The sequence below is a fragment of the Bacillus sp. SN1 genome, from assembly GCF_002796895.1.
GTDB classification, from domain to species: Bacteria; Bacillota; Bacilli; order Bacillales; family Bacillaceae; genus Bacillus; species Bacillus inaquosorum.
Map to the genome: position 1 here is coordinate 1,406,256 of NZ_PHIE01000001.1, position 25,955 is coordinate 1,432,210.

Below are 25,955 nucleotides of genomic sequence, written 5' to 3' on the forward strand. Positions count from 1 at the left end.
CATCCTGTGAAAGTCTGCTCCAATGCTCGTCCTTCCTAGACTTCAAGGGTTTTCAATCATGCTGAAAAGATGACAAAATCCTAAAACGTAAACCGTTTTAGGATTTTGTCAGTTCTTTCATATCTTGAGGCAGTGCAGCATGGAACGTCATGTTCTCCTGCGTCAGCGGATGGATAAACGAAAGATGCTCGCTGTGCAGGGCCTGCCGGCCAATTTTCTGTCTCGTTCCGCCATACAGTGTATCGCCGCACAGCGGGTGCCCTAGGTAGCTCATATGAACACGAATTTGATGGGTACGTCCAGTCTCAAGCTGCAATGTCACCGAGGTAATATCGTCAGTTGCGCGTGTGACATAAAAATGAGTAACAGCCTTCTGGCCGTCTGGAGTGACCCTCCGTTCAATAATACTGTCAGGATGTCTGCCAATCGGGGCATCGACTGTTCCCTCCCCTGTCATCCGCCCGTGGACCACTGCCGCATACCGGCGTTTCACAAGTCCGTTTTTTTGCGCTGACGATAAAATGGAGTGGGCAAAGCGATGCTTAGCAACAAGCATGACACCTGATGTATCCCGGTCCAGCCGGGTGACAAGATGAACTGTCGCCCGCACTCCGTTTTTTTGATAATGATGGATAATTCCATTCGCAATGCTGCCGGATGGGTGCTCTCTCGAAGGAATTGATGACACATACGGCTGCTTGTTTATCACAAGCACATGTTCATCCTCATACAGGATATCGAGCGGAACAGGCTCTGCCAATAACGTCTCGCTCACCTGTTCCTCAGGAAACTTCACGACAAGAAGGTCCCCTTCTCTCAAAACGTATTTGACCGTCACATGCTCACCGTTGATAAGCAGGTCTCCCCCGCCAAACTTGATATCAGTCAGCAGACGTTTCGAAATTCCCAGTTCACCGGCATATTCTTTTACAGTCATCCCGTCTTCAGCGGAAGTGATGTTCTTTCTGATAAAAAAATGCTCCACGATACGTCCTCTTTCTATTCACCTTTTCCGATAAACGAATCCTGGACTCTTTTCCAAAATGGAAACGGACGGAATCTCGCAAACCTCACATTTTCGTATGCAACCTGGCAGCGGATCGACTTTACATCCTTATGAAGAAGGGTTAAATGGTCAATCGTCACTTGAAAGTCAACTTCGTTTCTCGGTTTAATCATGCAATCATGATGGGAAGGGAGAAGCAGCGGCGATCCGACCGTCCGGAATACGCGGTTATTAATAGAAGCCATTTCTGCAAGCTGGATCGCTCTGATAGATGGATGAATAATCGCTCCGCCCAGCGCCTTATTGTAGGCTGTGCTGCCGGATGGCGTTGACAGGCAGAGGCCGTCGCCTCGGAAGGTTTCAAAGAGCTGTCCCTTGATTTCCACATCAGCCACAAGACTTCCTTCTATGCTTTTAATCGTACATTCATTCAAGGCTAAATATCTTTCTTCCCGCTCGTTTTCGTGATAAGTCACAATCACTTCGAGAAGCGGATATTCGACTGTATGGTACGGCGTTTTCGCAATCGCGAGAACAAGTTTTTCAATTTCATGAGGAACCCAGTCGGCATAAAACCCCAGATGACCCGTATGAACGCCGACAAACGCTGTTTTGTCCAAGCGGTCGCTGTATCTGTGAAAAGCATACAAAAGCGTTCCGTCGCCTCCGACTGAAATGACGATTTCCGGTTCATTTTCATCCAGTTCCATATCAAAATCCAATAAATACGCCTGTATTTTGCTTTTCAGCGTATCAGAAATTTGATCTCCTTTTGATGATACGGCAAATTTCATGCTTTTCTTCCCCTTTACCTATTGTTGCTCGCTTCCTTTTTTCTTTCTTGAAAAGGCAGCTTGAGCCTCCTGTATTTCACCCCTGATCTCCGACATCTCTTCATCAAGCCGGGAAGCCGCTTCAGAAGCACGCTGAAGCCTTAGTTTTACTTTTTCAGGAATGTTTCCGCTGTATTTATAATTTAATGAATGCTCAATGGTCGCCCAAAAATTCATCGCCAGCGTACGGATCTGTATTTCTACGAGAACATGCTTTTCTCCGGACACCGTCTGTAAAGGATACAGCACGACAAGATGATATGATCGGTATCCGCTCTCTTTATGTTCCGCAATATAATCCCTCTGATCCACAACGGTGAAATCTTTTCTGGCAAACAGCATCTCTTTTACGATTTGGATGTCATCGACAAATTGGCACATGATTCTAAGGCCTGCGATATCCTGCATGGTTTCAATTTCATGCATCGGTATGCCTTTCCGCCTGGCTTTTTCGAGTATGCTCGCCACAGGCTTGACGCGTCCTGTCACAAACTCAACCGGTGAATGGTCATCCTCGTATTCATAAAGCGTGCGGACTCCCTTGAGCTTCACTTTCAATTCTTCGACAGCCTGGCGGTACGGCACTAAAAAACGCTCCCATTGTTTGTCATCCATCATACATCCCCCAATTCCGAACCAGTTTCTATAAAAACACGCGTTTCACTTTTTCTTCCATTTCTTCTCCGTAGTTCGCATTATCTTTAATATTTTCTAAGAGATACTCCAGCTCCTCATGCAGGCCTGCCAGTTCAATGGTTTCGTCGCCTGCCTCTAAAACGACCGGAATTCTTTGTGCATGGGCCTGCTTCAGTTCCGGCCATACATGTTCCTTTATAATGACATATTCAAAAGAATCAGCTAATTCAAGTATGTATACAAAAGCAAAGTGGTCAGAATCAACAAGCATTTGACCTGACGGCTTGCGTTTCGCTTCGTTTCCTTCTGTCTCACAGGCAAGACGAAGCTGATCATCCGATAATGTTGCGTTCAAAATTTCGATTCTGTTTTGCATAATGCTCTCCTTTTTAAACAAAGTACAGATTCATTTTACCATATCAAGCTCGATATTGATAAACCTAACATCTCAAGAGATAATAGTAAAAATAAGATTTTCAGGGCGGAAAGGAAGAGCAACATGAGCCAAGAAATTGAAATAGAATTTAAAAACATGCTGACCAAACATGAATTTGAAAAATTAACAACGGCACTCCAGCTGACAGAAAAAGATTTTACAGATCAAAAGAATCACTACTTTGACACAGACAGCTTTGCGCTGAAACAAAAACACGCTGCGCTTCGAATTCGCAGAAAGAACGGTGAGTATGTCCTGACGTTAAAAGAACCGGCAGAAGTGGGGCTGCTGGAAACGCACCAGCGGCTTTCAGAGGTATCAGACCTTGCCGGCTTTACAGTTCCCGAAGGCCCCGTGAAGGACCAGCTGCACAAGCTTCAGATCGATTCAGACGCTATTCAATATTTTGGATCTTTAGCTACAAACCGCGCGGAAAAAGAAACAGAAAAAGGCTTAATAGTTTTAGACCACAGCCGATATTTAAATAAAGAGGACTATGAAATCGAATTTGAAGCGGCAGACTGGCATGAGGGCCAACAAGCCTTTGAGAAGCTGCTTCAGAAATTCAGCATTCCTCAGCGCGAAACCAAAAATAAAATTCTGCGTTTTTATGAAGAAAAACGAAAGTCTATATAAGGTGGAATGACATCGTGAATGTAACGAATTGGGCAGCTTTACTTCAGCTTCAGGCTTTACAGTCCATATCGAATGCAAGCAGCACGGGCACTCAGAATGCGGAAAGCCCGCTCTCAAGCTTCAGCTCTATGCTCAGCCAATATACAAACGGCCTGACATCTCAGCAGCAACCAACAGCATCTGCTACATCGTCAAGCCCGCTCAGCCTTCTGAACAGCGCTTATTCTACAGCGCCGTCACTGCTTTCAGCTTATGGGCTTAACTCATATACAAACAGCAATTCAGGTTATATCACAAAAGCGGCAGACAGCACCGAAACAGCTGTTATAGATTCAGCTTCTAACAAACAAGAAGCAAAACAGATCAGTTCAGGAGACTTCTCCATTGACAGCGCGATTAAAAAAGCCGCTGATAAATATGGCGTCGATGAAAAACTAATCCGTGCCGTCATCAAGCAGGAATCAGGCTTTAATGCAAAAGCCGTAAGCGGAGCAGGTGCAATGGGCTTAATGCAGCTGATGCCGTCAACCGCAAGCTCACTTGGCGTTTCTAATCCGCTGGATCCGCAGCAAAATGTGGAGGGCGGAACGAAATATTTAAAACAAATGCTGGATAAATACGGCGGCAATGTGTCTATGGCATTAGCGGCTTACAACGCCGGACCGGGAAATGTTGACCGATATGGAGGCATTCCTCCTTTCCAAGAAACACAAAACTATGTAAAAAAAATAACCTCAGCTTATTACGCGTAACCAGAGCGGCTCTTGCCCTCTGGTTTTTTTGCGAAGTGAAATCTTACGCATTCCTGATTTTTATGTGATATGATATGAAATACAAACCCCGGCTGTCAGCCGAAACTTGTGATCAAACGCATAAAAGGCAGTTTGTTTGTAGAAATGATGCCTTGTTGCTAAAATAAATCATAGATGAAATGATGAAATACAGAAAATTACTTTTTGCAATAGGATTTATGATTCCTATTAGCCATATTTAAAGGAGTAGTCAACATGGGACAATCGTTTAACGCACCTTATGAAGCGATTGGAGAGGAACTTCTATCGCAACTTGTTGATACTTTTTATGAGCGTGTCGCGTCTCATCCTTTGCTGAAGCCGATTTTTCCGAGCGATTTAACAGAAACCGCCAGGAAACAGAAGCAATTTCTGACTCAGTATTTAGGCGGTCCTCCGCTTTATACGGAGGAACACGGTCACCCCATGCTCAGAGCAAGGCATCTTCCCTTTCCAATTACAAACGAGAGAGCCGATGCGTGGCTCAGCTGTATGAACGACGCAATGGACCATGTAGGGCTGGAGGGCGATATTCGTGAGTTTTTGTTTGGCCGGCTGGAATTGACAGCAAGGCATATGGTGAATCAAACGGAAGCGGAGGATCGATCATCTTGACAAACTATCAGCATGAGCTATACTTCGCCCATTGCCACGGCCATCCAAAAAAACCGCTTGAAATTTACATGTTTGTAGACCCTTTATGCCCTGAATGCTGGTCCTTAGAGCCCGTCATCAAAAAGCTGAAAATCAGATACGGACGCTTTTTCACCTTGCGCCTCATAGCTTCCGCAAGCCTTACCGCGTTAAATAAGAAACGGAAAAAGCATCTTCTTGCAGAGGCATGGGAAAAGATCGCGAGCCGCTCCGGCATGTCGTGTGACGGCAATGTCTGGCTCGAGCAAGATCAGCCGCTTTCATCGCCTTATATGGCTGCTCTCGCTTTTAAAGCAGCCGAACTGCAAGGAAGAAAAGCAGGCATGCAATTTCTCAGGAATATGCAGGAGAGCCTGTTTGTTTCAAAGAAAAATATTACGGATGAAAACGTGCTTTTGGAAATTGCGGAAAAAACGAGTCTTGATCTTGAAGAATTCAAAAAAGATCTGCATTCTCAAAGCGCGGTCAAGGCGCTTCAATGCGACATGAAAATTGCCGCTGAAATGGATGTTTCCGTCAACCCGACGCTGACGTTTTTCAATACACAGCATGAGGACGAAGGACTTAAAGTACCCGGCAGCTATTCATATGATGTATATGAAGAAATCTTATTTGAGATGCTGGGCGACGAGCCGAAGCCGTCGGAAACACCGCCTCTGGAATGTTTTATTGAATATTTCCGCTTCGTTGCCTCGAAGGAAATTGCTCTTGTATACGACCTGAGCCTAGAAGAGGTAGAAAAAGAAATGAAGAAATTGGCGTTTGCTAAAAAGGTTGCCAAAGTGGAAGCCAAACACGGAATGTTTTGGAAGTCTCTCAGCACTTATTCTGATGAATATCAATCATGTGAAAAATAGCCGCAGGCGTGTAAATGCTTGAGGCTGTTTTTTTGTGCCGATATCAAACATACGTTCTGTTCGTAACACTAAAGAAACCGCGCCGGGATAAGCGCGGTTTCATATGTCTTAACGACAACAAAGGGGATGGGAGAAATTTTTCACGGTCAAACAAAGGGGTAATGTTTGTTTGTGATCAATTTCACATCCTTATGATAACAAAAGGTGTCGACTTTTGACAACCTATATGCTTAATGTTCATATTTTTGTCACAAAACATAACGAAGTACATTCATTCATATCCTAATAAGGAAAAAGGACGAGGGGGACCGTCACGATGTATACTGTGATTTCAATTGTGTGCATTGCCGTTTTTTTCTTTTTGAATGTATTAGGCATGATGCATATGCTGCCGCTTTATATTACCTCTCCTCTGCTGTTTCTGTCTATTTTGTTTACCCTCTACCGCCTGAACCACCGGAAAACCTTTAAAGGGTTTTAAAAAAGCCTGTGCATCATTTCTGCACAGGCTTTCTTTTTTTAAGACTGCTTGACTTTTATCAGCAGCTCTTCCATTTCATCCAGTTTTTCTTCAAACATTTTGCACGCAGCTTCGATCGGCTCTGGAGACGTCATATCAACGCCCGCTTTTTTCAGGACATCAATCGGATATTGTGAGCTTCCCGCTTTCAGGAAGTCAATATAACGGTCAACCGCCGGCTTTCCTTCTTTCAAAATCTGGCTGCTTAATGCTTGGGCAGCGCTGTACCCTGTCGCATACTGATACACATAGTAATTGTAATAGAAGTGTGGAATCCGCGACCATTCAAGGCCGATTTCCTTATCAATGACCATGCCGTCTCCGAAATACTTTTTATTCAGATCGTAATAGACATTTGTCAGAAGCTCAGGTGTAAGCGGCTCCCCTTCTTGCGCCTTTGTATGGATCAGATGTTCAAATTCAGCAAACATCGTTTGTCTGAAAACTGTTCCTCTGAAGCCTTCAAGCATATGGTTGAGAATATACAAACGCTGTTTTTCATCCTCTAAATTGTTCAGCAAGTATTCGCCAAGGAGCGCTTCGTTAGTCGTTGACGCAACTTCCGCGACAAAGATGCTGTAATTTCCGTATGGATATGGCTGGTGCTTTCTCGTATAGTAGCTGTGTACGGAATGTCCAAACTCATGCACGAGCGTAAAGAGATTATTGACGTTATCATGCCAGTTCATCAAAATATACGGATTCGTGCCGTAAGATCCTGATGAATAAGCGCCATTGCGTTTGCCTTTATTTTCGTAAACGTCGACCCATCGGTTTTCCAGCCCTTCTTTTAAGATGGAGGCGTACTCTTCCCCTAAAGGTGCAAGACCTTTCAGCATGTAATCTTTGGCTTCCTCGTACGTGACCTTCATCCCCGCATCCTTTACAAGCGGTGTATACAGATCATAGATATGCACTTCATCAAGTTCAAGCACTTTCTTTCTCAGCGCGATGTAGCGGTGCAGAAGCGGCAAATGCTTATTAATCGTTTTGACGAGGTTATCGTATACTTCCTCAGGAATACTGTTGTTAGAAAGCGCAGCTTCACGCGCTGACTTGTATTTTTTCACTCTCGCATAGAAGTTGTCCTTTTTCACTGTGCCGCTTAGAGTAGTGGCCATTGTGTTTTTATATTGACCGTATGTTTTATATACTGCATCAAAGGCATTTTTGCGGACTTCACGGTTTTCACTTTCTAAGAAATTAATAAAGTTCCCGTGAGTGATCTGTTTTTCATTTCCCTCTTCATCTTTTATGGAAGGGAATGTAATTTCGGCATTATTTAACACGCTGAACGTATTGGAAGATGAACCCAGCACTTCAGAAGCTTCAGCAAGCAGTGCCTCTTCCTTCTCACTCAGCACGTGCGGGCGTTCTTTTGTAATCTCCTCAATCGCATGGGAGTACAGTTTCAGTTCTTCTTTTTCAAGAATAAACTGCTGCAGTTTGTCTTCTTCTATGGATAAAATTTCAGGAACCAAATAAGCTGTCGCGCTTGCGGCCTGTGTATACAGGTTTCCCGCCTTGTCATTCAGCCCCTGATAAAAGGAGTTCCCGGTATCTTGGTCAGAGCGCATATGCGCATATGTGTAAAGCCTGCCCAGCCGCTCCATCACTTTATCTTGATACGTAAGAGCCTCGTACAAATAATCGGCTGAATCTGCCAGCTTTCCTTTATACTTAGATAAATTAGGAATTAATTCTTTTACAGCTTGAAATTCTTTATTCCAGGCCTCATCATTAGGAAAAATATCCTCAAGTCTCCATGTGTCTTCTGCCTTTACCTCACTTCTGTCAGGCAGTTGATTTACTTTTTTTTCCTCAGCCATGGTGATCCCCCTCGTTTTCTTTGATTCAAGCCAATTGAAAAAACCGCTGTTTCTCAATAAACTTGTGTTGTGAATATCTTCCGGTTTTTCACTGCCTTTTGTCAAATCATATGCAGTAATGAAGAGAACGAATGCCAAAAAGGCAGTAAAAACACGAAAAACCTTTCCTTTTGTGCCTCTCACAGCCAGCCCACCACCTTTGTCTTAGGGTGAGCCAAATGAGACAAACTCATTCTATAAAACAGCTGCGGTCTCTTTCCATGAGATCCTGTATTGAGCGTATACCCTCTTTAGGCTGATTCAGCACATATATTTCTTTCTGAGTCTCCCTTAAAAATCCCTTCTTGCACAAAAAATCAATGTACTGTTTCACCGCTTCTGAAAGACAATCTTCGCTGCATTCGTATCTGAGCGAAATGTTCTTTTTATAAATATGCAGTTTGCACTGCTGTAAAACGGCGGAAAAGCGAATTGGCGCGCCTTTATATCCAAGATCCGTAATAAACAGATATAGAAACCCCTGCCACACAAAAACCGGACTATGAAAAACAGCCCCTTTTATAACAGGAACAAACACTTCAGTCGGAAGAAAAGAAAGAGGCGTCTGCCGCTTTTCATAAAACAGCAGCCTGAGGCGATTTGTTTCCTTGGAGATGAACCGGTGGGGTTTATGGCGAAAACGATGAATCGCTTTTGTCCAGCCGGAGTATTGAAATGAGGGCATCGGTTCAGTGAAAAAAAGATCTTTTACACCTGCCCGATGGATAGGGATCGTTTGAACGGAGGAATAAGAATGGTTTGTGTAAAACGGGATGATATGGCTGAGCCGGCGGAAAGAACGCGTTTCCGGGCAATAACAGATCAGTTCCCTGTATGGGCTCGCATTGATAAACTGCCAATGGAAAGCAGAAAGCTGATAAAAGGATGGAGCAGTTCGTTTTAAGCGGCTGTTTCCCACAATCCACTGCGGGATGATTCCTTCTTGTTTGAAGCCCTCTGTCCGCTTTTGAAAGACATCGGGAGCAAGATTGGCACATTGATACTCAACAGCAAGCATGTGTTTCTTGATCTTTGCCATGATGTCGGGTCTTTGATTGATTTTCTTGATATACGGTTCTAATAGTGGAGATGTCTGTTGCGTTTTCAGCCATACATACAGCTGTCTTTTTCCTTCTAAGTGATAGGCGCTTTCCGGTTCTATGTCTATCGAGCAGGACTTGTTCTGTTTATGGGCGAAATGCGGCGCTTTTTGAAGTCCGAGCTTCACATCAAGCTCTCCCCCGCACGCCGGACAGAAGAATCGTCTCTGCTTTAATTTCCGGCTTCGCTGAGCGCCTAGAAGGTGAACCATTTGGCCGTCTTTAGTCACAGCACTAAACACTTGTCATCTCTCCTTTCCAGATGAGGTATACTTTCTGGAAAAGATGATCAACTCCTGTTGGCTGTATTTTTCGCCTGGATGTATGATGTTGATTTCAGTTCTCAAAAATGGCATTTCAGCGCATAAAAAAAACCGATTTCCGGAAAGAAATCGGCTTTGCTATGATGCAAAGTGTTTTTTTATCGTTTCTAGAGCATGCTCTGAAATAATCAGCTTGCCGTACTCTTCAAGACGGTGTATGCTGATTGAGGATTCATTTGCGTACTCCAACAGGATGCTTAGCTGATTTTCAACCTCTTCATCAGTCATATTGCAAAAATCTACATATAAATAATATCGGTTCTCAAACGAATATAAAGTCGTTTTGCTTCCGTTAACGTTCAATTTAGATAGAGAAATAACATCCTCAAAATCGCCAAACCGCAAGACAAATTGAAGCTTTTGCTCCTTTTCTTCCTGATTGACGGCTTGCTCTTCTTTCTGGAAATCATCCAGCAAGGCGTCAAGATCCTCAGATGCTGGTTCTTGCTTTTTATCCTCAGGAATCGGCAGTTCGAGCTTTTGTCCGTCTTTGGAAAGCTGGGCTTTTGTGACGATGATTTCTAATCCTTTGTCCAGAGCCTGAACTTGGATCCAAAGAGGGCCTTCCACAGCGAATTCCTCTTCCTCATGAACTTCATCCATGACTTCCCAGAACAGTTCTTCACTGCGCTCACGGTTATACCAAATTTCTTCTCTGTCAAAACCGCGATCTTCAATATCTCCGTAAGACATATAAAATTTTACTGTATGCTCGTTAATTCTTTCAATTTCCATTTGCCAACCTTCCCTTCTATATAAGATGTTGAAGGGACATCTAAGCTCCCGATTAATTGTACTTTACTACACTTTACCCATTCCGTCCACATCTTAACCTTGAAGCAAGGCCAGTGTGAATTCCTTTGTATTTCTATTTTATGATAAAACAGTCACAAAAGAAATAAAAATGCACCTTTGCCTAAAAAACGGCAGATCTGCGGCTGATATCATAAAATACGACCTGTCTCATATAGTAGTAGTACAAGCGATGGAACGAAAGCGAGGTGCCGATTCATGGAGCATGACTATCTGATTTCTCTGCTTGTCATTGTTGGAATCGATCTGATCCTTGGCGGAGATAATGCGATCGTCATTGCTATGGCCAGCAGAAATTTGCCGGACAAGCAAAGACAGCAAGCCATTATTATCGGAACATTTATCGCCGTTGCCATGAGAATCGGATTAACAAGCGCAGCCGTATATCTTTTGAACATTCCTTTCTTGCAATGCGCCGGCGGAATTTTCCTGCTGTATTTAGGCTATCAGCTGCTGATTGAAAAAAAAGACACGCAGCACATCAAAAGCAGCACCTCCCTGTGGAGAGCGATACGAACGATTGTGCTTGCAGATCTCTTTATGTCGCTGGATAACGTTATAGCGGTTGCGGGAGCGTCACACGGTGAGTTTTCTCTTGTTATCATAGGTTTGTGTGTATCGGTGCCGGTTATTATTTGGGGCAGCAAACTCATCCACATTGCACTTGAGAAAATCCCCCTCCTGATTTACGCGGGAAGCGGGCTGCTTGCTTATACCGGCGGAGAAATGATTGTCAGGGACAAAAAGCTGTCTTTTTTTATGGCGCAGCACGGCGTAGTCGAAACGCTCCTCCCCATTTTAACGGTCGCGTTTGTCATCCTTGCGAGTATTTATTATCAGCAGGTTGAAAAATAAAAGAAGGCTGATGACTCAGCCTTCTTTTGATGATACGATCTATTAGTTTGCCAAACGCTGTGCTTCTCTTAATTGGAAAGAGCGGACTTTTCTTGGCAGGAAACGTCTGATTTCGTCTTCGTTGTATCCAACCTGCAAACGTTTTTCGTCGATGATGATCGGACGGCGAAGCAAACCTGGGTGCTCGTTGATCAAGTGGTACAAATCTTGCAGCGGCATAGATTCAACGTTCACATTCAGTTTTTGGAATACTTTTGAACGGGTTGAGATGATTTCATCTGTTCCGTCCTCAGTCATTCGAAGAATTTGTTTTATTTCATCAATAGATAAAGGTTCAGAGAAAATGTTTCTTTCTTCAAATGGAATATCGTGCTCCTCGAGCCACGCTCTCGCTTTTCTGCATGAAGTACAGCTTGGTGATGTGTATAATGTAACCATTCATCTTCACTCCTCTAATTAGTAGGATGAACATCTATTTTATTCTTAAATTGAAATTACTCTAAAAAAGGAATCTTTATAGGTATTATACTATAAAAAAGTAAGTGTGAACAGTATCCTAAGAAAAAAATGTGTCAATCCAGCAAATTTTTAATTTGAATGATATGTTCTGATTCTCAATTAGCTTAACTGATCGAAAATGTTTTTTTGTTTTTCTTCATCTATGAGTTTCAAGACCTCATCTGTTTTTTCGTACGATTCCCCGTACCATTTCTCATCTTTATAAGTATGAATGTTTTCATATGTCTGTTTCATGGCTTCAAGAATTTCTTCTTCTGATTCTGTTTTCGGTGACCAGTACAGAATCTCCATCTTGTTTACTTCATTCGTAGCCAATGACCGGCGCCGGTACCCAATTGACTGAGCATGCTTGAAATGCTCTCTTTGATAAAACCTCAGGCGTTTTTCTGTATCAGCATCATCTTCATCCACAGGCTCCACCTCGAGCAAGATCGGCTTATTTTTCTTTTTGAGCTTTGCGATCAATTTGCCGCCAAGCCCCTGCCCTCTTGCATCCTTAGACACATACAGATAATCAACAAAGATAAAAGAATCGAATTCCGCAAACATTAGTATATGATGTTTGCCTTCGTCTTTATGATAAATATCGCTCCGCTCTTTCAGAAGAGCTTCCATATGCGCTTTTGATTTCATTTCTTCAATTGGAAAGTACTCGCTAAGCTTTTCGTACCAGTTCATTGATTTGCTCCTTATGAGTTCATTGTCTTCATACTTTTAGATATACCCCATTTCTTCTTGTTTAAACAGCTTTACATCTATAAAGACGTACGAACTTCCGCCATGGTTTCATTTTTTTTCAGCAAAAACCGGAGCCAGATGCTTCGTTCATTTTGAAGCGTATGCAAAAAGCTCTCATTGAGCGCGGCTTTCCCGCTTGTAATGAAGCAAGCGGGGCTGTGCCAGTGCAATAAGAAACGTCATGCCATACAATACTCCAGCCGTGATAAAAGCCATTTTCGCACCAGCCGCATCAGCCACGAGCCCCATGATGGAGTAGGTGATGCCAGACCAAGGAGTCAAAATCGCATTTTTGGCAGCCATGATCCCGATACGCTTCTGTTCCGGAATGGCCTCCTGCAGCACGGTTTCCTGGCAAATATCACGCACCTGATAAAAAGGCCCCATTGCAGCACAAGCCAGAGCGCATAAAAACGGAATTGGAGAAAATGAAAACAAAAGGGTCAGCGCCGACATCACAAGCGAGCTGAACATAATCGCATAGCCCATGTTCTGCTCAAAAAAAGCAGAAAAACGAATGGCAATCACACTGCCGGCAATTGCACCTATAAAATAAGAAGCGTTAAACATTCCCCACCACACCTCTGTTTCATGCAAAACAGCCGCAGTGAATGCGAGAAGAATAGCAGACGACCAAACTGAACCCGCCAAAGCTTCTATCATGTCCATTACAGTAATGTCTCTTACAACCGGGATGATCATTAAATCCTTCCATATACTCCTGGCAGATGCTGTTTCAGCTTTTCCATCAGTCTCTTCTTCATTTATATGGAGCAAACTGATGGAAACCCCCGAAAGAACAAACAGGCAAATGGCTGCATCTACAACGAGTTCAAACGGTACGGCATACGTCAGAAGGCCGCCTAGGCCCCAGCCTGCTGTTAAAAACAATTGATTCGAGAGGGAGATCACACCGTTCGCTTTCACATATTGCTCTTTTGGAACAATAATCGGCAGCAGCGCGAATCTTACCGGCTGAAAAAAGGCGCCCGCAAAGGAAAAACAGAAGACAAACAGCAGCGTTATCCAAAAGAAAACCTGTCCGTGATGACTGACGCTGTATGCCATTAGTATTGTAAAGACCGCCCTCAGCAGATTTGCGAACGCAAGCACCTTTTTAAAACCAAGATTGCGAAGCACCGGAGAGATGCAAAAGCTTGCCGCTATACTCGCAAACGACATGAACGATAAAACAAGACCCGCCAAAAAGACAGAGTCTGTCATTTGATAGACCCGGACCATTAAAACGATTGTGACAAGGACTCCTGCTAAAGATTGAAGAGATTGAGACAGCAGCAGTGCAAAAACATTTTTGTTATGCAGAAATTGAATCGTATTTCGCCTCCGCTTTTTCCTCTACTTGTAAATGTTATCATTCTCACTTTCTATGTAGGCGCAAAAAAATCCTTCAAGACATTTATCTTGAAGGATTGATGAATCATGAGTAAGCTTTAAATTCTGCTTCCGTACACATTACAAAATGTCCCGGTTTCACTTCACGGAATTCCATCGTTTCACCATCTTTTAATTGATGGACGGACGGATCGTATTTCTGGCGGACACGATTTCTCTCATAGTCCGGATCAGGAAGCGGGATCGCTGAAAGCAATGACTTTGTATATGGGTGAAGCGGGTTTTCATAAAGCTCATCTGCAGGCGCAAGCTCAACCAGTTTCCCGAAATACATGACTCCGATGCGGTCGCTGATGTATTTGACCATCGATAAATCGTGGGCAATAAACAGGTAAGTGAGCCCTTTTTCTTTTTGCAGTTCTTTCATTAAATTCACGACCTGCGCCTGGATGGATACATCCAAAGCCGAAATCGGTTCATCCGCAATAATGAATTCCGGATCAACGGCAAGAGCTCTGGCAATCCCGATTCTTTGACGCTGGCCGCCGGAAAATTCATGCGGATAGCGGTTTGCGTGTTCCTTGTTTAAACCGACTGTTTCCAAGAGCTCGTGGACACGCTGCATCCGCTCTTTTTTCGTTTTCGCCAGCTTATGAATATCAAGGCCTTCAGCAATAATATCAGCAACTGTCATTCTCGGATTCAAAGATGCATACGGGTCTTGGAAAATCATCTGCATTTTGCGGTTGAATTCCAGCAGCTTTTTCCGTGATTTTTTCCCATGCACATTTTCGCCGTTGAACAGCACCTCACCATCGGTTGCTTCGTACAGCCTAATAATGCTTCGGCCTGTTGTCGATTTACCGCAGCCAGATTCACCAACCAGCCCTAATGTTTCACCTTTATAGATATCAAATGACAAATCGTCTACAGCCTTAACCGTTCCTCTCGGCGTGACAAAGTGCTGTTTTAAATGTTTGATTTCTAATAGTTTCTCAGTCAATTCATTCACCTTCTCTCACTAAGACAGGTTTTTCATACGTATTTGCCAGTTTCCGCATTTTCGCTTTTACCGCTTCAGGCGGCTCTACCTTTGGCGCGTCAGGATGAAGCAGCCACGATTTGACATAATGAGTATCGGATACCTTAAACATTGGCGGCTCCTGTTCAAAATCGATTTTCATCGCGTAAGAGCTCCGCAGGGCAAAAGCATCTCCTTTTGGCGGGTTTGTCAAATCAGGCGGCGTGCCCGGAATTGCAGTCAGCTCTTCCTCTCCCGAACTTTCCAGTGTCGGCATGGATGCAAGCAGCCCCCAAGTATACGGATGTCTCGGATCGTAGAAGATTTCGTCTACCGTACCGGTTTCTACAATTTGTCCCGCGTACATGACAGCGACCCGGTCAGCAACGTTAGCCACAACACCAAGATCGTGTGTGATAAAGATGATTGACGTGTCAATTTTCTTTTGTAAATCCTTCATCAATTCCAGAATTTGTGCTTGGATCGTTACATCAAGAGCAGTCGTCGGCTCATCGGCGATCAGTAGCTTCGGATTCGCCGCAAGCGCCATGGCAATGACAACTCGCTGTCTCATCCCGCCCGAAAACTCATGCGGAAATTGATTGACCCGTTTTTCCGGCATCGGGATTCCGACTAAATCCAGCAGCTCAACGGCGCGTTTTTTCGCCGCTTCTTTTGAGATCTTCTCGTGTTTAAAAAGCACTTCCGTAATTTGTTTACCGACCTTCATCGTCGGATTTAAAGAGGTCATCGGATCCTGGAATATCATCCCGATCTCTTTCCCCCGGACATTTTGCATCTCTTTTTCAGATAGCGGCACCAGATCCTTGCCGTCAAACAAGATCTCACCGCGCTTAAAATAACCCGGAGGCATTGGAATCAGCTTCATGATCGCTTGAGAGGTCACACTTTTTCCGGAACCTGATTCTCCGACGATGGCCAGCGTCTCTCCTTTATTCAGATGGAAATTCACTCCGCGGATCGCCTGAACCTCTCCGCCATATGTTTTAAATGATATCGCTAAATCTTTTACTTCTAATAGGCGTGTCACCCGTATCACTCCCTTATTTACGTAACTTAGGATCCAATGCGTCTCTTAATCCGTCGCCGACCACGTTAAAGCCAAACATCGTAATGCAGATGAAACCGGCAGGGAAGAATAAACGCCACGGATAATAGGTCAATGCAGGCAGTCCGTCAGAAGCCATCGTTCCCCAGCTTGCCAGCGGAGCCGGAACACCAAGTCCCAAATAGCTTAAAAAGGCTTCTGTGAAAATCGCAGTAGGAACTGTCAATGTCATCGTGACCAAAATAGAACCCATTGCGTTTGGCACGATATGTTTAAACAGAAGACGGGATGTTTTTGCACCAAGTGTCTGTGAAGCAAGCACATACTCCTGATTCTTCAGCTGCAACACTTGTCCGCGTACAATTCTGGCCATATTAATCCAGCCCGTAATCGTCATAGCAATAATAATTGTAAATAGCCCTTTCGGAAGAACAACCATCAGTAAGATAACCATTAATAATGAAGGAACTGCCCAAAGGATATCAGCGATACGCATCATAATTTCATCGGTTCTGCCTCCGCGGAATCCTGAAATACTTCCCCAAATGACGCCGATCAGCAAATCAAGAACAGCGGCTGCAACACCGATAAAGATTGAGATTCGAGCTCCTACCCATGTACGGACGAAAATGTCCCGTCCAAGATCATCTGTGCCGAACCAATGATCTTTTGAAGGCGGCTTATCCGCATTTAAGAGATTAGTAGTTGAATAATCATACCTTGAGAACATCGGCGCAAAAATCGCCATAAGGATAATGAGCACGATAATGATAAGCCCGACCATTGCAAGCTTATTGCTGCGGAAGCGAAGCATCGCATCTTTCCAGAGGGAAAGACTCTTTTTACTTATTTTTTCTGCATCGCCGGCATTCGCTGCGGCTGGTTCAAACATGTTTTTTGGAATGTTCTGCATGGCCTAGGCTCCTTTCTTTGCTTTGGAAAGCTTGATTCTTGGATCAATAATGCCGTATAACACGTCTACAATTAATACACACAATAGCAGGATGACACTAAAGAACACCGTTACACCCATAATGACTGTATAATCACGGTTTGTAATACTGTTTACGAAGTGTGCACCAAGCCCTGGGATCCCAAAAATGGTTTCTATAATGAAGCTCCCCGTTAAGACCTGCGCGGCCATCGGGCCCATGTATGTAACAACTGGCAAAAGCGCGTTTCGAATGGCGTGCCGCACTGTAACCGCTGGGCGAGACAGCCCTTTCGCTTTCGCTGTACGGATATAATCACTGTTCAACACTTCGATCATGCTTGAACGGGAAAGTCTGGCAATGAACGCCATCGGCATGGAAGCAAGTGCGATTGAAGGCAAAAAGGTGTATGCCCAGGACTCCCACCCCGCGACCGGAAACAGCCCAAGCTTCATGGAAAACACATATTGCAGAACAGCCGCCATGATAAAGCTCGGAACTGAAATACCAAATATCGTTAAAATCGCGACGGTATAATCCTGCCACTTATTATGGTAAAGGGCTGCAATGACCCCAAACAATACACCTAACGCTAAAGCGAGGAGAATAGCTTCTGCTCCAAGAGTGAATGAAACGGGGAAACCTGAACTGATCAGGTCGTTAACACTCTGACCTTTATATTTAAATGACGGTCCGAAATCCCACATTGCAACTGATTTCAAATAACTGACATATTGTACAAACAGCGGCTTGTCCAAGCCATAATGCGCATTTAAGTTTGCTTCAATTTCAGGCGGAAGCTTTTTCTCACCTGAAAATGGCCCGCCCGGTGCTGCCTGCATTAAGAAGAATGTCACAGTTACAATCACAAATAGTGTGATAATCATATAGACTAAGCGTCTTCCGATATATTTTAGCAAGGGGGAACACCTCCATGGTTTTTACATTTTTATACTCCATCAGTAAGAAAGGTATATGGGGTTTTTCTCCCCATATACCTTGAGGTCTTTTATTTTCAGACGAAGCCTTATTTAAAATATGCGTTTCTGAAATAAACCTCACCAGTACCTGGCATGATAACACCATTTAAGTTTTCATCCTGTACCCAAGTATCTGTATAGAAATAGATTGGGGCAACTGGCATTTCATCAATGAAAATATCTTCTGCTTTTTTCAGCAGCTCTGCACGTTTTGTTTTATCTGTTTCAGTTTGTGACTGGTTCAGAAGCTTTTTGAATTCTGGATTTTCCCAGCCAGTATCGTTATTTCCTCCGTCCTTGTCACGGAACAATTCAAGGAAGTTAATAGGATCATTGAAGTCGCCGAGCCAGCCCATACGGCCAATTTGATAGTCTTGGCTGTGGAGTTTATCAATATATACATTCCATTCTGAGTTATCAAGCTCAACATTCACGCCTAAATTTTTCTTCCACATTTCTTGTACAGCTTGAGCGATTTTCGCATGTGCTTCATCCGTGTTATAAGACAATTTGATTTTCGGCAGGTCAGATGCCTTGCTCAAGCCCATTTCTTTCAGGCCTTTTTCAAGGTATTCTTTTGCCGTTTTGATATCGTTGTCTTTGAAGTAGCCTTCTTTGTTATCTTCAAATCCCTTCATTGTCGGCGGCACCGCAGCCATTGCCGGGATTTGCTCTCCCTGTGTAACGTTTTTAACAATCGATTGACGGTCAAGCGAATATGTTAAAGCTTTACGGATATTTACGTTGTCTAACGGCTTAGCCTCAGTGTTGAATTTGTACCAATAGACACCTGCAATCGGCTCAACATGTAAAGAACCGTCTTTTTTCAAGGTAGGCAGAGATTCTGTAGGAAGCTGTCCGAGCGGCATACCGGCCCAATCAAGTTCTCCTGCTTGGAATTTTTTCAGTTCAGTATTGTTATTGTTGATCATAACCATATTAATGTTCTTCAGTTTGACTTTGTCTTTATCCCAATACTGGTCATTTTTTTCAAGTTTGATAGATCCGCTGTGTTTCCATGCCGTCATTTTGAACGGTCCGTTTGATACATAATCATCTCCGGCATTTGTGTTCCACTTCTTATTTTTCTCTGCAATTTTCTTGTTGATCGGCATATACGTGTAGAACGCAGTTAATTCAGTGAAATATGGAGTCGGGTTATTTAATTCAACCTTTAGCGTTTTGTCATTTACAGCTTTTACTGCCACATCATCAAGGCTGCCTTTGCCGGTATTTGCCGCTTCAGCACCTTTTATGTAGTAGAGCTGGTAAGCGTATTGTGATTCGTTATTAGGATCAAGCGCCCATTTCCAAGCATATTCAAAGTCTTGTGCTGTTACAGGGTCGCCGTTTGACCATTTTGCACCGTCACGAATTGTAAATGTATATGTCTTTCCATCTTTGCTCGTTTCAATTTTAGAAGCAGCGCCTTCTTCAGGCTCACCATCTGCATTGATACGTGTCAATCCTTCAAAAGTCTGACGGATGACACCGCCTGATACTGAATCATTTGCCAATCCCGGATGTAATGAGAACGGCTCAGTTTTAATATTAATGTTAAGTGTCGTCTTTCCTTTGCTGTCCTTTTTCCCTTCACCGTTTGACCCGCTGCCGCCAAAGCCGCAAGCGCTCAGCACAAGTGTGAAAATGAGCATCAACGTGACAATCGACCAACGTTTTTTCAATTCGCAAACCCCCTAATAATAATTTTTTCAGCTCCTTACGGCTAAATCCTCAGAAATATCAGACAAATGAACCTGAGTTTCCATAACTTTTATTCTGTTCCGTCTTTTCTGATTATTTTTGTAAAAAAGCTGTAACAATAGAGTGAACAAGTTCATTATAATGAAACAAATAATTTATTGCAATATTATTTTATCAATTTAAAATATTTAAACTTCGTTAGTTTTTCTTCCACGAACATAATATCCTTCTACCATTTAAAGCATAAATTGATTAAAAACTATTTTACGGGTTTTTTGCTCATATTGCTTTTTACATATAATATCTTGCTATTTTCACGCTGATAGCAGTTATCATTTAGGGGTTTTACAGCTTCCCTGGTATTTATATCATTACAATGTTACTGGAAAAAAGAATGTTTTTTCATGATGACAATTGGTTATAATTGATTTATAATGAAGCAATCAAAAGAAAAGCGTGCTATGAAAAAGAGTAGTACACATTTCACCCGTTTGAAGAGAGTCTGCGGTGGTGGGAGCAGATAACGGGCAATGTGGAATGGACTTTGGAGCAGCTGACCGAACCCGAAAAGTAGGCTCAGCCGGAGCAGACTCCGTTACAAACGTCAGAGTGATTCCATTTTAATGGAATAATCAGGGTGGTACCACGGTTCATTCGTCCCTTTTTTACAGGGGAAGAATGAGCCTTTTTTATTATGTTTTAAGAAATGAGGTTGATTTTTTATGAAACAAACGATTTTTTCAGGCATTCAGCCAAGCGGCTCCGTTACGCTCGGCAACTATATCGGTGCAATGAAGCAGTTTGTCGAACTGCAGCATGATTATAACAGCTATTTTTGCATCGTGGATCAGCATGCGATTACCGTGCCTCAAGACCGGCTTCAGCTAAGAAAGAATATCCGCAATCTGGCGGCGCTTTACTTAGCTGTCGGACTTGATCCAGAAAAAGCAACATTGTTTATTCAGTCAGAGGTTCCCGCGCATGCGCAGGCCGGATGGATGATGCAGTGTGTCGCATATATCGGCGAGCTTGAACGGATGACTCAATTTAAGGATAAATCCAAAGGCAATGAAGCTGTCGTTTCCGGCCTGTTAACGTACCCGCCACTGATGGCCGCTGATATTCTGCTGTATGGAACGGATCTTGTGCCTGTCGGCGAGGATCAAAAGCAGCACCTTGAGCTGACGCGGAATCTCGCGGAACGCTTCAACAAAAAATATAACGACATCTTTACCATTCCGGAAGTGAAAATTCCAAAAGTCGGCGCACGCATCATGTCTCTGAATGATCCGCTGAAGAAAATGAGCAAATCCGATCCGAACCAGAAAGCTTATATTACATTGCTGGATGAACCGAAGCTCCTTGAAAAGAAAATCAAAAGTGCTGTAACAGATTCTGAAGGCATTGTAAAATTTGATAAAGAAAACAAACCGGGCGTTTCCAACCTTCTTACGATTTATTCAATCCTCGGCAATACGACAATTGAGGAGCTTGAAGCAAAGTACGAAGGGAAAGGCTACGGCGAGTTTAAAGGTGATTTGGCAGAAGTCGTGGTTAACGCATTAAAACCGATCCAGGACCGCTATCATGAACTGGTTGAATCTGATGAATTAGACCAGATTCTTGATGAAGGCGCGGAACGGGCAAACCGGACAGCGAACAAAATGCTGAAAAAAATGGAGAACGCCATGGGTCTTGGCCGAAAAAGACGCTGATCAAAAAAACCGCTCTATGCAAAGAGCGGTTTTTTTCAGTTTACCTTCGATTCGTTTTCCATTTCCCATAGCTTTTCGAAAAAAGGCTGTCCTTTTATCAGATTTTCGCAAAAAGCCAGATGCTTGTCCGACCAGCCTTCAATTGTTTCGTTATACAGCATGTCCCAAATCTCTTCAAAGCTCATCCGTTTGATTTGTTCATACATATGCGGGTTCCACTCTGTGTACCAGTAGCCGATTTCAGCGCGGTTTTTCAGCCCTTTTAATTGGTCAAGCGCCATAAACATCAGCTGCTTGATTTGCCGCTCTTTTCTTGTTAGTCCTCTGACGTGCTCTGGTGCTAATGATAAAATGTGATATTCTTTGGAGGATTCCAGCTTCTTTGGCTCAAATTCATATGTTTCAGGCTCCACATCTTTTACCATTTCATAAACGAGCTGCTCCTGTCTTGGGATCAGACGGCTTTTTCTGACAGGGATCGTGTAGCCGATCGTGTCGACAGCCAAAATGCCAATTCCGTCTGTTACGACAAAACAATACTCCAGCTTTGTCCGCTCGTGATTTTTCCGAATGTACGATTTCTGATGTACGTCTTCAAGCAAACCTTTCGGAAGCTCAGACAGATCGTTTTCTATGTAATGAAACAGTACCGACGGCACCCTTAACAGCGGCACCTGATCCAAAAGCTCAACCGTATCTTCCTTGCGCCATTCGTGAAAGTGGCATACATTGTAGCCATTTTCTTCCCCTTCAAACCAATTGACCCACACATCATGAAGAAATAACATCTCTAACCCCTCACTTTTATAAAAACTGTTGTCCACAGTATAGGCAAGGGACAGAGAAATTATTCCAAAGAGATTGAGGAAATCTGGAATCTCTGGGTTTATGTAAGAATCACAAAAAGCAGATCTCTTTGTAGATTTTCTGACAAAAAGAGATCTGCTTTTCTTCTGTTTTCGTTATATTTTGTAACCAATATTGTTTTCATTTTATTTAATATTTTTCGGGTCCAGTGCATCCCGAAGGCCATCACCGACAAAGTTGAAGCACAAAACGGTAATTAAAATAAATAGCCCGGGAAATAATGGGTACCACCATGCTTGAATCATTAATGTAAAGTTTTGAGCATCCTGAAGCATATTTCCCCAGCTTGCGATTGGCGGCTGGATTCCGAAGCCCAAGTAACTTAAAGTTGATTCAGCTAAAATGACACTGCCCACTTTTAAAGTAGCGGAGACAATTATTGGCCCAATACAATTCGGTAAGATATGCGAAAAAATAATTTTGTAATTTTTGGTACCTATTGTTTTAGCAGCCAATACAAATTCTCTTGACCTAAGAGATAGAAACTCACCTCTGACAAGCCTCGCTGTTGTAGTCCAACCCGTCAGAGAAAAAATTAAAATTAACTTATCCATTCCCGGTTGAAAAATTGTCACCAATGTAATAAGCAGAAAAATATCCGGAATAGATAAGACTACATCGACAGCCCTCATCAATACAGCATCTACTATTCCTTTAAAGTACCCTGCTAAGGCGCCAACAACGGTGCCTATAGTAATTGCACCAACTACTGAGACAAAGCCGACCAATAAAGACACACGAGCCCCATATAACACCCTTGTAAATATATCGCGCCCAAACTTATCTGTCCCCATTAGATTTTTTGGGCTTGGCGGCTTCAATTTATTTAAAAGAGATTGACTCTCAGGCGAGTAAGGCGCAATAAAAGGGGCAAAGACCGCCATTAAAATGATAACTGTTAAAATGATACCACCAATAACAGCAAGCTTATTTTTGAAAAACTTCTCAAAAAAGATCCTAGTCATTGTTTCTGGTTTTTTTCTAATATTTTCTTTTAGCTTTACCTCATTAGAGGGAGCCGCAGTGTTTGGATGTGCCATATGTGCCTCCCCCTTTTAATATTCAATTCGCGGATCAACTAATGCATACAAAATATCCGCAATCAAGTTTCCCAGTACAACCAAAACAGCAGAAATAACAGTCATGGCCATAATAACCGGATAATCTCTAGAGAATGCCGAATCAATAAATAATTTCCCCAATCCAGGCCAAGTAAAAATCTGTTCAACCACGACAGCACCACCAATAAATGATGGAATCATTAATCCGAAAATTGTAATAACAGGCAGAAGTCCATTTCTCAAACCATGTTTGAAAATAACTTTATTTTCTTTAAATCCCTTTGCCCGGGCTGTTCTTATATAATCCTGCTTCAATACATCGAGCATACTTGAACGTGTATATCGAGTAATACCGGCCATATCAGCAGTTGCTAAAACAAATGCAGGCAGAATTAAATGATGGAGCCTGTCAAAAATGCTAAAGTCAGCGTTTAAAGTGCTGACACCCCCCGTAGGAAACCAGCCGAGATTTACGGAAAGAACCATAATAAGAATTAATCCGAACCAGAAATTTGGTATGGCCAGCCCTAAAAATGATGTAACAGTTATCCCATAGTCAAGTTTAGAATAAGGGCGTTTCGCGGAAAGCACTCCGAAAGGAATTGAAATCAGAAGAGCAACAAGAGTTGAAAAAACCATAAGCACCAAGGTATTCGGCAAACGTGAAAGGATTAGATCGGAAACTGGTGTCCCCTTTTTAACAATAGATGTCCCGAAGTCGCCCTGGAGCATATTTCCAAGCCATTTTAAGTATTGAACAGGCTCTGGGTCATTGAGTCCATACTTTTCAATAAATTTCGCTCTGTCAGCTTGGCTGATTGTCGGGTCCATCATTAATGACATCGGGTCACCTGGCGCCGCTTTCATTATCGCAAATGATAATATTGTAATGCCCAGTAGGATTGGCAAAGACATTAATGTTCGACGAACAATATATGTAACCATCTTCTTGTCCCCTTTTCTAAAATAGGATAAAGAGGAAAGGATGCTGAATCCTCACCTCTCTAGGGATTCAAAATTATTGTTCAAGCCACCATTTTTCAATATGATATAAGTCATTCTTTGGATGGAACACATAGCCGTGCATGTTTGCCGGGATTGCCCTATGATAATTGTAATAAAATAAGAATGAATAAGGCTGATCCTCTGCAATCAATTTATAGATTTCTTCGTATTTTTTCTGATATTCTTTTCTGTCTGTAATAGATTTAGCTTCTTCCAAAAGTTTATCGACTTTAGGGTTCTTATACCATATGTTATTTAATCCGTTCTTTGATTGACTGGAGTGGAAAATCGAAAATTGATCCGGAAATGTAGCCAAGCTCCAGCCAAGCAGCAAAGCATCATAGTCCCATTTCGGTGCACTTGTTTGTTCAATAAGTGCACTAAATTCTACAATTTGCGGTTTTGCTTCAATTCCCACTTCTTTTAGTTGCTGCTGAACAACAACCGCTAAATCTTCCCGAATTTTATTGCCTTGATTTGTCTTAATGGTAAACGAAAACTTCTTTCCATCCTTATCAAGGTAACCGTCTCCGTCTGTATCTTTCCATCCCGCTTCTTTCAAAAGCTTCTTAGCTTTTTTAGGATTATAATCAAATGTAGGTACATCACTTTTCGGGTAATTCCAAGATAGCGGACTTTCAGGAACGTTTGCGACTTCACCATCACCGTTTAACACTTGATCCACCATTGCTTTTCGATCAAGTGCATGCGTAAGAGCTTGGCGGACTTTTTTGTCTTTAAATAATTCATTTTTCTCATTCCAACCAATATAGCTATAGTTCAAACCAAGATCTGATTTAACTTTCACATTATCAAATGTCTTGACTGTCTCGAAATCAGTACCCGGAACAACAAAGAAATCAATATCTCCAGCCTTTAACTGGGCAACAGCTGCATTTGAATCCGGGATTGTTTTTACTGTAACTGTATCTAAATATGGTCTTCCGCCGTAATAATCTTCATTAGCTTCAAGTTTTACATAATCTCCTTTTTTCCATTCAGCAAACTTGAATGGACCCGAACCAATCGGATTCTTTCTATTAAATTCATTTTCGCCTAGATCTGAAACTGGTACTTTCCCTAAAATGTGTTTAGGCAGAATACCGTAACTATCTAAAACAACATTGTAAAAATAAGCATCCTTTTTCTTTAATTTAAATTCAACTTCATAATCACCTTTTTTCGTCACTGACTTAAGTGACTCAAAACCCGAGCCGCGTTCACCATTATAATCCTTGTTTATGGGGATGCTGTATGTGAAAACAACATCATCCGCAGTAAGTTCCTTCCCATCATGGAATTTTACACCTTTTCTAATCTTGACATTATAAGTCAGACCATCCTTGGATTCTGTCACTTTCTCGGCTAGCGCAGGCTTCACATTTAGTTTTTCATCTGTTTCTAATAATGTACTATAGATCATCCCTTCAATATCTGAACTGGCGACATCTGTAGAATAGAGTGGATTAAACAGAGTTGGCTCCCCAGTTGAACCAACAACCAAATCCCCGCCTTGCTGCGGTTTGCCTGCTGATTTTTTCTCGCTGTTGCTGCTCGATTTTGATCCCGAGCAGGCCGATAAGAAGATGGCCAGAACCATCAATACACTTAGCATCATCAGTGCGGTTTTCCGTCTTTTCATTAGATATTCCCCCTCTTGAAA

General features: G+C 42.7%; 26 protein-coding genes, 1 pseudogene and 1 other annotated feature. Of the genes and pseudogenes, 7 read left to right on the forward strand and 20 right to left on the reverse strand.

Features of this window, described 5'->3' with window-relative positions:
* Positions 1 to 97 precede the first annotated feature (97 nt).
* The 4 genes from CVV77_RS07120 to CVV77_RS07135 are packed head-to-tail and all read right to left on the reverse strand — an operon-like array spanning position 98 to position 2,851.
* Entirely contained in the window at positions 98 to 985 is an 888-nt protein-coding gene (locus CVV77_RS07120; RefSeq protein ID WP_181280827.1) for an RluA family pseudouridine synthase, read from the reverse strand.
* A 14-nt stretch (positions 986 to 999) separates the two neighbouring features.
* The gene (locus CVV77_RS07125) at positions 1,000 to 1,800 is read right to left on the reverse strand and encodes an NAD kinase (RefSeq protein WP_100274981.1); all 801 of its coding nucleotides are present in this window, start codon (positions 1,798 to 1,800) and stop codon (positions 1,000 to 1,002) included.
* Between the two features lie 18 nt (positions 1,801 to 1,818).
* Positions 1,819 to 2,454, reverse strand: coding sequence for a GTP diphosphokinase (yjbM, locus tag CVV77_RS07130; RefSeq protein ID WP_019258066.1), 636 nt, complete (start codon positions 2,452 to 2,454; stop codon positions 1,819 to 1,821).
* 28 nt (positions 2,455 to 2,482) lie between these two features.
* Positions 2,483 to 2,851: a UPF0738 family protein gene (locus tag CVV77_RS07135; RefSeq protein ID WP_019258065.1), complete on the reverse strand. Its 369-nt coding sequence runs from the start codon at positions 2,849 to 2,851 to the stop codon at positions 2,483 to 2,485.
* A 123-nt stretch (positions 2,852 to 2,974) separates the two neighbouring features.
* On the opposite strand from CVV77_RS07135, the gene CVV77_RS07140 reads away from it, so the two are divergent.
* The 5 genes and pseudogenes from CVV77_RS07140 to CVV77_RS07165 all read left to right on the forward strand — a co-directional run bounded on the left by CVV77_RS07140 (position 2,975) and on the right by CVV77_RS07165 (position 6,330).
* Positions 2,975 to 3,547, forward strand: coding sequence for a CYTH domain-containing protein (locus tag CVV77_RS07140; RefSeq protein WP_088111144.1), 573 nt, complete (start codon positions 2,975 to 2,977; stop codon positions 3,545 to 3,547).
* A 395-nt stretch (positions 3,548 to 3,942) separates the two neighbouring features.
* Positions 3,943 to 4,290, forward strand: a pseudogene (gene cwlQ / locus CVV77_RS22650) (bifunctional muramidase/murein lytic transglycosylase); the annotation flags it as partial.
* Positions 4,291 to 4,554: 264 nt separating this feature from the next.
* Positions 4,555 to 4,953: a globin domain-containing protein gene (locus CVV77_RS07150; protein WP_003239269.1), complete on the forward strand. Its 399-nt coding sequence runs from the start codon at positions 4,555 to 4,557 to the stop codon at positions 4,951 to 4,953.
* Complete coding sequence (gene spxH, locus CVV77_RS07155; RefSeq protein WP_003239271.1) at positions 4,950 to 5,849, forward strand: protease adaptor protein SpxH; 900 nt, start codon at positions 4,950 to 4,952, stop codon at positions 5,847 to 5,849. The genes CVV77_RS07150 and spxH overlap by 4 nt, the downstream gene beginning before the upstream one ends.
* A gap of 316 nt (positions 5,850 to 6,165) precedes the next feature.
* Complete coding sequence (locus CVV77_RS07165) at positions 6,166 to 6,330, forward strand: hypothetical protein (RefSeq protein WP_003239273.1); 165 nt, start codon at positions 6,166 to 6,168, stop codon at positions 6,328 to 6,330.
* A gap of 38 nt (positions 6,331 to 6,368) precedes the next feature.
* On the opposite strand, the gene pepF is transcribed toward CVV77_RS07165, so the two are convergent.
* The 4 genes from pepF to CVV77_RS21995 all read right to left on the reverse strand — a co-directional run bounded on the left by pepF (position 6,369) and on the right by CVV77_RS21995 (position 10,487).
* Complete coding sequence (gene pepF, locus CVV77_RS07170; RefSeq protein ID WP_181280835.1) at positions 6,369 to 8,198, reverse strand: oligoendopeptidase F; 1,830 nt, start codon at positions 8,196 to 8,198, stop codon at positions 6,369 to 6,371.
* 229 nt (positions 8,199 to 8,427) lie between these two features.
* Entirely contained in the window at positions 8,428 to 9,549 is a 1,122-nt protein-coding gene (locus CVV77_RS07175) for a competence protein CoiA family protein (RefSeq protein WP_250622071.1), read from the reverse strand.
* 189 nt (positions 9,550 to 9,738) lie between these two features.
* Complete coding sequence (mecA, locus tag CVV77_RS07180) at positions 9,739 to 10,395, reverse strand: adaptor protein MecA (RefSeq protein ID WP_003239278.1); 657 nt, start codon at positions 10,393 to 10,395, stop codon at positions 9,739 to 9,741.
* Positions 10,362 to 10,487 (reverse strand): hypothetical protein, encoded by a 126-nt coding sequence (locus CVV77_RS21995; protein ID WP_119913679.1) that lies wholly within the window; start codon positions 10,485 to 10,487, stop codon positions 10,362 to 10,364. Before CVV77_RS21995 ends, mecA begins: the two co-directional genes overlap by 34 nt.
* Before the next feature lie 184 nt (positions 10,488 to 10,671).
* On the opposite strand from CVV77_RS21995, the gene CVV77_RS07185 reads away from it, so the two are divergent.
* Positions 10,672 to 11,328: a TerC family protein gene (locus CVV77_RS07185; protein ID WP_088111148.1), complete on the forward strand. Its 657-nt coding sequence runs from the start codon at positions 10,672 to 10,674 to the stop codon at positions 11,326 to 11,328.
* 42 nt (positions 11,329 to 11,370) lie between these two features.
* On the opposite strand, the gene spx is transcribed toward CVV77_RS07185, so the two are convergent.
* The 8 genes from spx to oppA all read right to left on the reverse strand — a co-directional run bounded on the left by spx (position 11,371) and on the right by oppA (position 19,625).
* A complete protein-coding gene (spx, locus tag CVV77_RS07190) occupies positions 11,371 to 11,766 on the reverse strand; it encodes a transcriptional regulator Spx (RefSeq protein WP_019258059.1) in 396 nt (131 codons plus the stop codon).
* Positions 11,767 to 11,946: 180 nt separating this feature from the next.
* A complete protein-coding gene (locus CVV77_RS07195) occupies positions 11,947 to 12,525 on the reverse strand; it encodes a GNAT family N-acetyltransferase (RefSeq protein WP_003239283.1) in 579 nt (192 codons plus the stop codon).
* A gap of 174 nt (positions 12,526 to 12,699) precedes the next feature.
* On the reverse strand, positions 12,700 to 13,917 hold the full coding sequence (locus CVV77_RS07200) for an MFS transporter (protein ID WP_100274984.1): 1,218 nt from the start codon (positions 13,915 to 13,917) through the stop codon (positions 12,700 to 12,702).
* 106 nt (positions 13,918 to 14,023) lie between these two features.
* The gene (gene oppF / locus CVV77_RS07205; RefSeq protein WP_019258058.1) at positions 14,024 to 14,941 is read right to left on the reverse strand and encodes an oligopeptide ABC transporter ATP-binding protein OppF; all 918 of its coding nucleotides are present in this window, start codon (positions 14,939 to 14,941) and stop codon (positions 14,024 to 14,026) included.
* 1 nt (position 14,942) lies between these two features.
* Positions 14,943 to 16,019 (reverse strand): oligopeptide ABC transporter ATP-binding protein OppD, encoded by a 1,077-nt coding sequence (gene oppD / locus CVV77_RS07210; protein ID WP_080010765.1) that lies wholly within the window; start codon positions 16,017 to 16,019, stop codon positions 14,943 to 14,945.
* A 4-nt stretch (positions 16,020 to 16,023) separates the two neighbouring features.
* Positions 16,024 to 16,941, reverse strand: a complete 918-nt coding sequence (oppC, locus tag CVV77_RS07215) for an oligopeptide ABC transporter permease OppC (protein ID WP_003232954.1) — start codon at positions 16,939 to 16,941, stop codon at positions 16,024 to 16,026.
* A 3-nt stretch (positions 16,942 to 16,944) separates the two neighbouring features.
* Positions 16,945 to 17,880 (reverse strand): oligopeptide ABC transporter permease OppB, encoded by a 936-nt coding sequence (gene oppB / locus CVV77_RS07220; protein ID WP_003239289.1) that lies wholly within the window; start codon positions 17,878 to 17,880, stop codon positions 16,945 to 16,947.
* 107 nt (positions 17,881 to 17,987) lie between these two features.
* Positions 17,988 to 19,625, reverse strand: a complete 1,638-nt coding sequence (gene oppA, locus CVV77_RS07225) for an oligopeptide ABC transporter substrate-binding protein OppA (protein ID WP_088111150.1) — start codon at positions 19,623 to 19,625, stop codon at positions 17,988 to 17,990.
* Positions 19,626 to 20,096: 471 nt separating this feature from the next.
* Positions 20,097 to 20,309: a binding site (T-box leader), on the forward strand.
* 57 nt (positions 20,310 to 20,366) lie between these two features.
* Here oppA and trpS point away from each other — a divergent pair.
* A complete protein-coding gene (trpS, locus tag CVV77_RS07235; protein WP_100274985.1) occupies positions 20,367 to 21,359 on the forward strand; it encodes a tryptophan--tRNA ligase in 993 nt (330 codons plus the stop codon).
* Positions 21,360 to 21,394: 35 nt separating this feature from the next.
* Here the strand turns inward: trpS and CVV77_RS07240 are convergent, their stop codons facing one another.
* The 4 genes from CVV77_RS07240 to CVV77_RS07255 all read right to left on the reverse strand — a co-directional run bounded on the left by CVV77_RS07240 (position 21,395) and on the right by CVV77_RS07255 (position 25,934).
* Positions 21,395 to 22,147 (reverse strand): YjbA family protein, encoded by a 753-nt coding sequence (locus CVV77_RS07240; RefSeq protein WP_003239298.1) that lies wholly within the window; start codon positions 22,145 to 22,147, stop codon positions 21,395 to 21,397.
* A gap of 204 nt (positions 22,148 to 22,351) precedes the next feature.
* Complete coding sequence (gene opp4C / locus CVV77_RS07245) at positions 22,352 to 23,266, reverse strand: oligopeptide ABC transporter permease (RefSeq protein ID WP_019258053.1); 915 nt, start codon at positions 23,264 to 23,266, stop codon at positions 22,352 to 22,354.
* A 15-nt stretch (positions 23,267 to 23,281) separates the two neighbouring features.
* On the reverse strand, positions 23,282 to 24,232 hold the full coding sequence (locus CVV77_RS07250) for an ABC transporter permease (RefSeq protein WP_014113363.1): 951 nt from the start codon (positions 24,230 to 24,232) through the stop codon (positions 23,282 to 23,284).
* Between the two features lie 73 nt (positions 24,233 to 24,305).
* On the reverse strand, positions 24,306 to 25,934 hold the full coding sequence (locus CVV77_RS07255) for a peptide-binding protein (protein ID WP_100274986.1): 1,629 nt from the start codon (positions 25,932 to 25,934) through the stop codon (positions 24,306 to 24,308).
* Positions 25,935 to 25,955: the final 21 nt, after the last annotated feature.

Bases quoted from the DNA above. Each gene is read 5' to 3' on its own strand.
- CVV77_RS07125 (WP_100274981.1), bottom strand. From the start codon at position 1,800: ATGAAATTTGCCGTATCATCAAAAGGAGATCAAATTTCTGATACGCTG.
- yjbM (WP_019258066.1), bottom strand. From the start codon at position 2,454: ATGGATGACAAACAATGGGAGCGTTTTTTAGTGCCGTACCGCCAGGCT.
- CVV77_RS07135 (WP_019258065.1), bottom strand. From the start codon at position 2,851: ATGCAAAACAGAATCGAAATTTTGAACGCAACATTATCGGATGATCAG.
- CVV77_RS07140 (WP_088111144.1), top strand. From the start codon at position 2,975: ATGAGCCAAGAAATTGAAATAGAATTTAAAAACATGCTGACCAAACAT.
- CVV77_RS07150 (WP_003239269.1), top strand. From the start codon at position 4,555: ATGGGACAATCGTTTAACGCACCTTATGAAGCGATTGGAGAGGAACTT.
- CVV77_RS07165 (WP_003239273.1), top strand. From the start codon at position 6,166: ATGTATACTGTGATTTCAATTGTGTGCATTGCCGTTTTTTTCTTTTTG.
- pepF (WP_181280835.1), bottom strand. From the start codon at position 8,198: ATGGCTGAGGAAAAAAAAGTAAATCAACTGCCTGACAGAAGTGAGGTA.
- CVV77_RS07175 (WP_250622071.1), bottom strand. From the start codon at position 9,549: ATGGTTCACCTTCTAGGCGCTCAGCGAAGCCGGAAATTAAAGCAGAGA.
- mecA (WP_003239278.1), bottom strand. From the start codon at position 10,395: ATGGAAATTGAAAGAATTAACGAGCATACAGTAAAATTTTATATGTCT.
- CVV77_RS21995 (WP_119913679.1), bottom strand. From the start codon at position 10,487: ATGTGGACGGAATGGGTAAAGTGTAGTAAAGTACAATTAATCGGGAGC.
- CVV77_RS07185 (WP_088111148.1), top strand. From the start codon at position 10,672: ATGGAGCATGACTATCTGATTTCTCTGCTTGTCATTGTTGGAATCGAT.
- spx (WP_019258059.1), bottom strand. From the start codon at position 11,766: ATGGTTACATTATACACATCACCAAGCTGTACTTCATGCAGAAAAGCG.
- CVV77_RS07195 (WP_003239283.1), bottom strand. From the start codon at position 12,525: ATGAACTGGTACGAAAAGCTTAGCGAGTACTTTCCAATTGAAGAAATG.
- oppC (WP_003232954.1), bottom strand. From the start codon at position 16,941: ATGCAGAACATTCCAAAAAACATGTTTGAACCAGCCGCAGCGAATGCC.
- trpS (WP_100274985.1), top strand. From the start codon at position 20,367: ATGAAACAAACGATTTTTTCAGGCATTCAGCCAAGCGGCTCCGTTACG.
- CVV77_RS07240 (WP_003239298.1), bottom strand. From the start codon at position 22,147: ATGTTATTTCTTCATGATGTGTGGGTCAATTGGTTTGAAGGGGAAGAA.
- opp4C (WP_019258053.1), bottom strand. From the start codon at position 23,266: ATGGCACATCCAAACACTGCGGCTCCCTCTAATGAGGTAAAGCTAAAA.
- CVV77_RS07250 (WP_014113363.1), bottom strand. From the start codon at position 24,232: ATGGTTACATATATTGTTCGTCGAACATTAATGTCTTTGCCAATCCTA.
- CVV77_RS07255 (WP_100274986.1), bottom strand. From the start codon at position 25,934: ATGAAAAGACGGAAAACCGCACTGATGATGCTAAGTGTATTGATGGTT.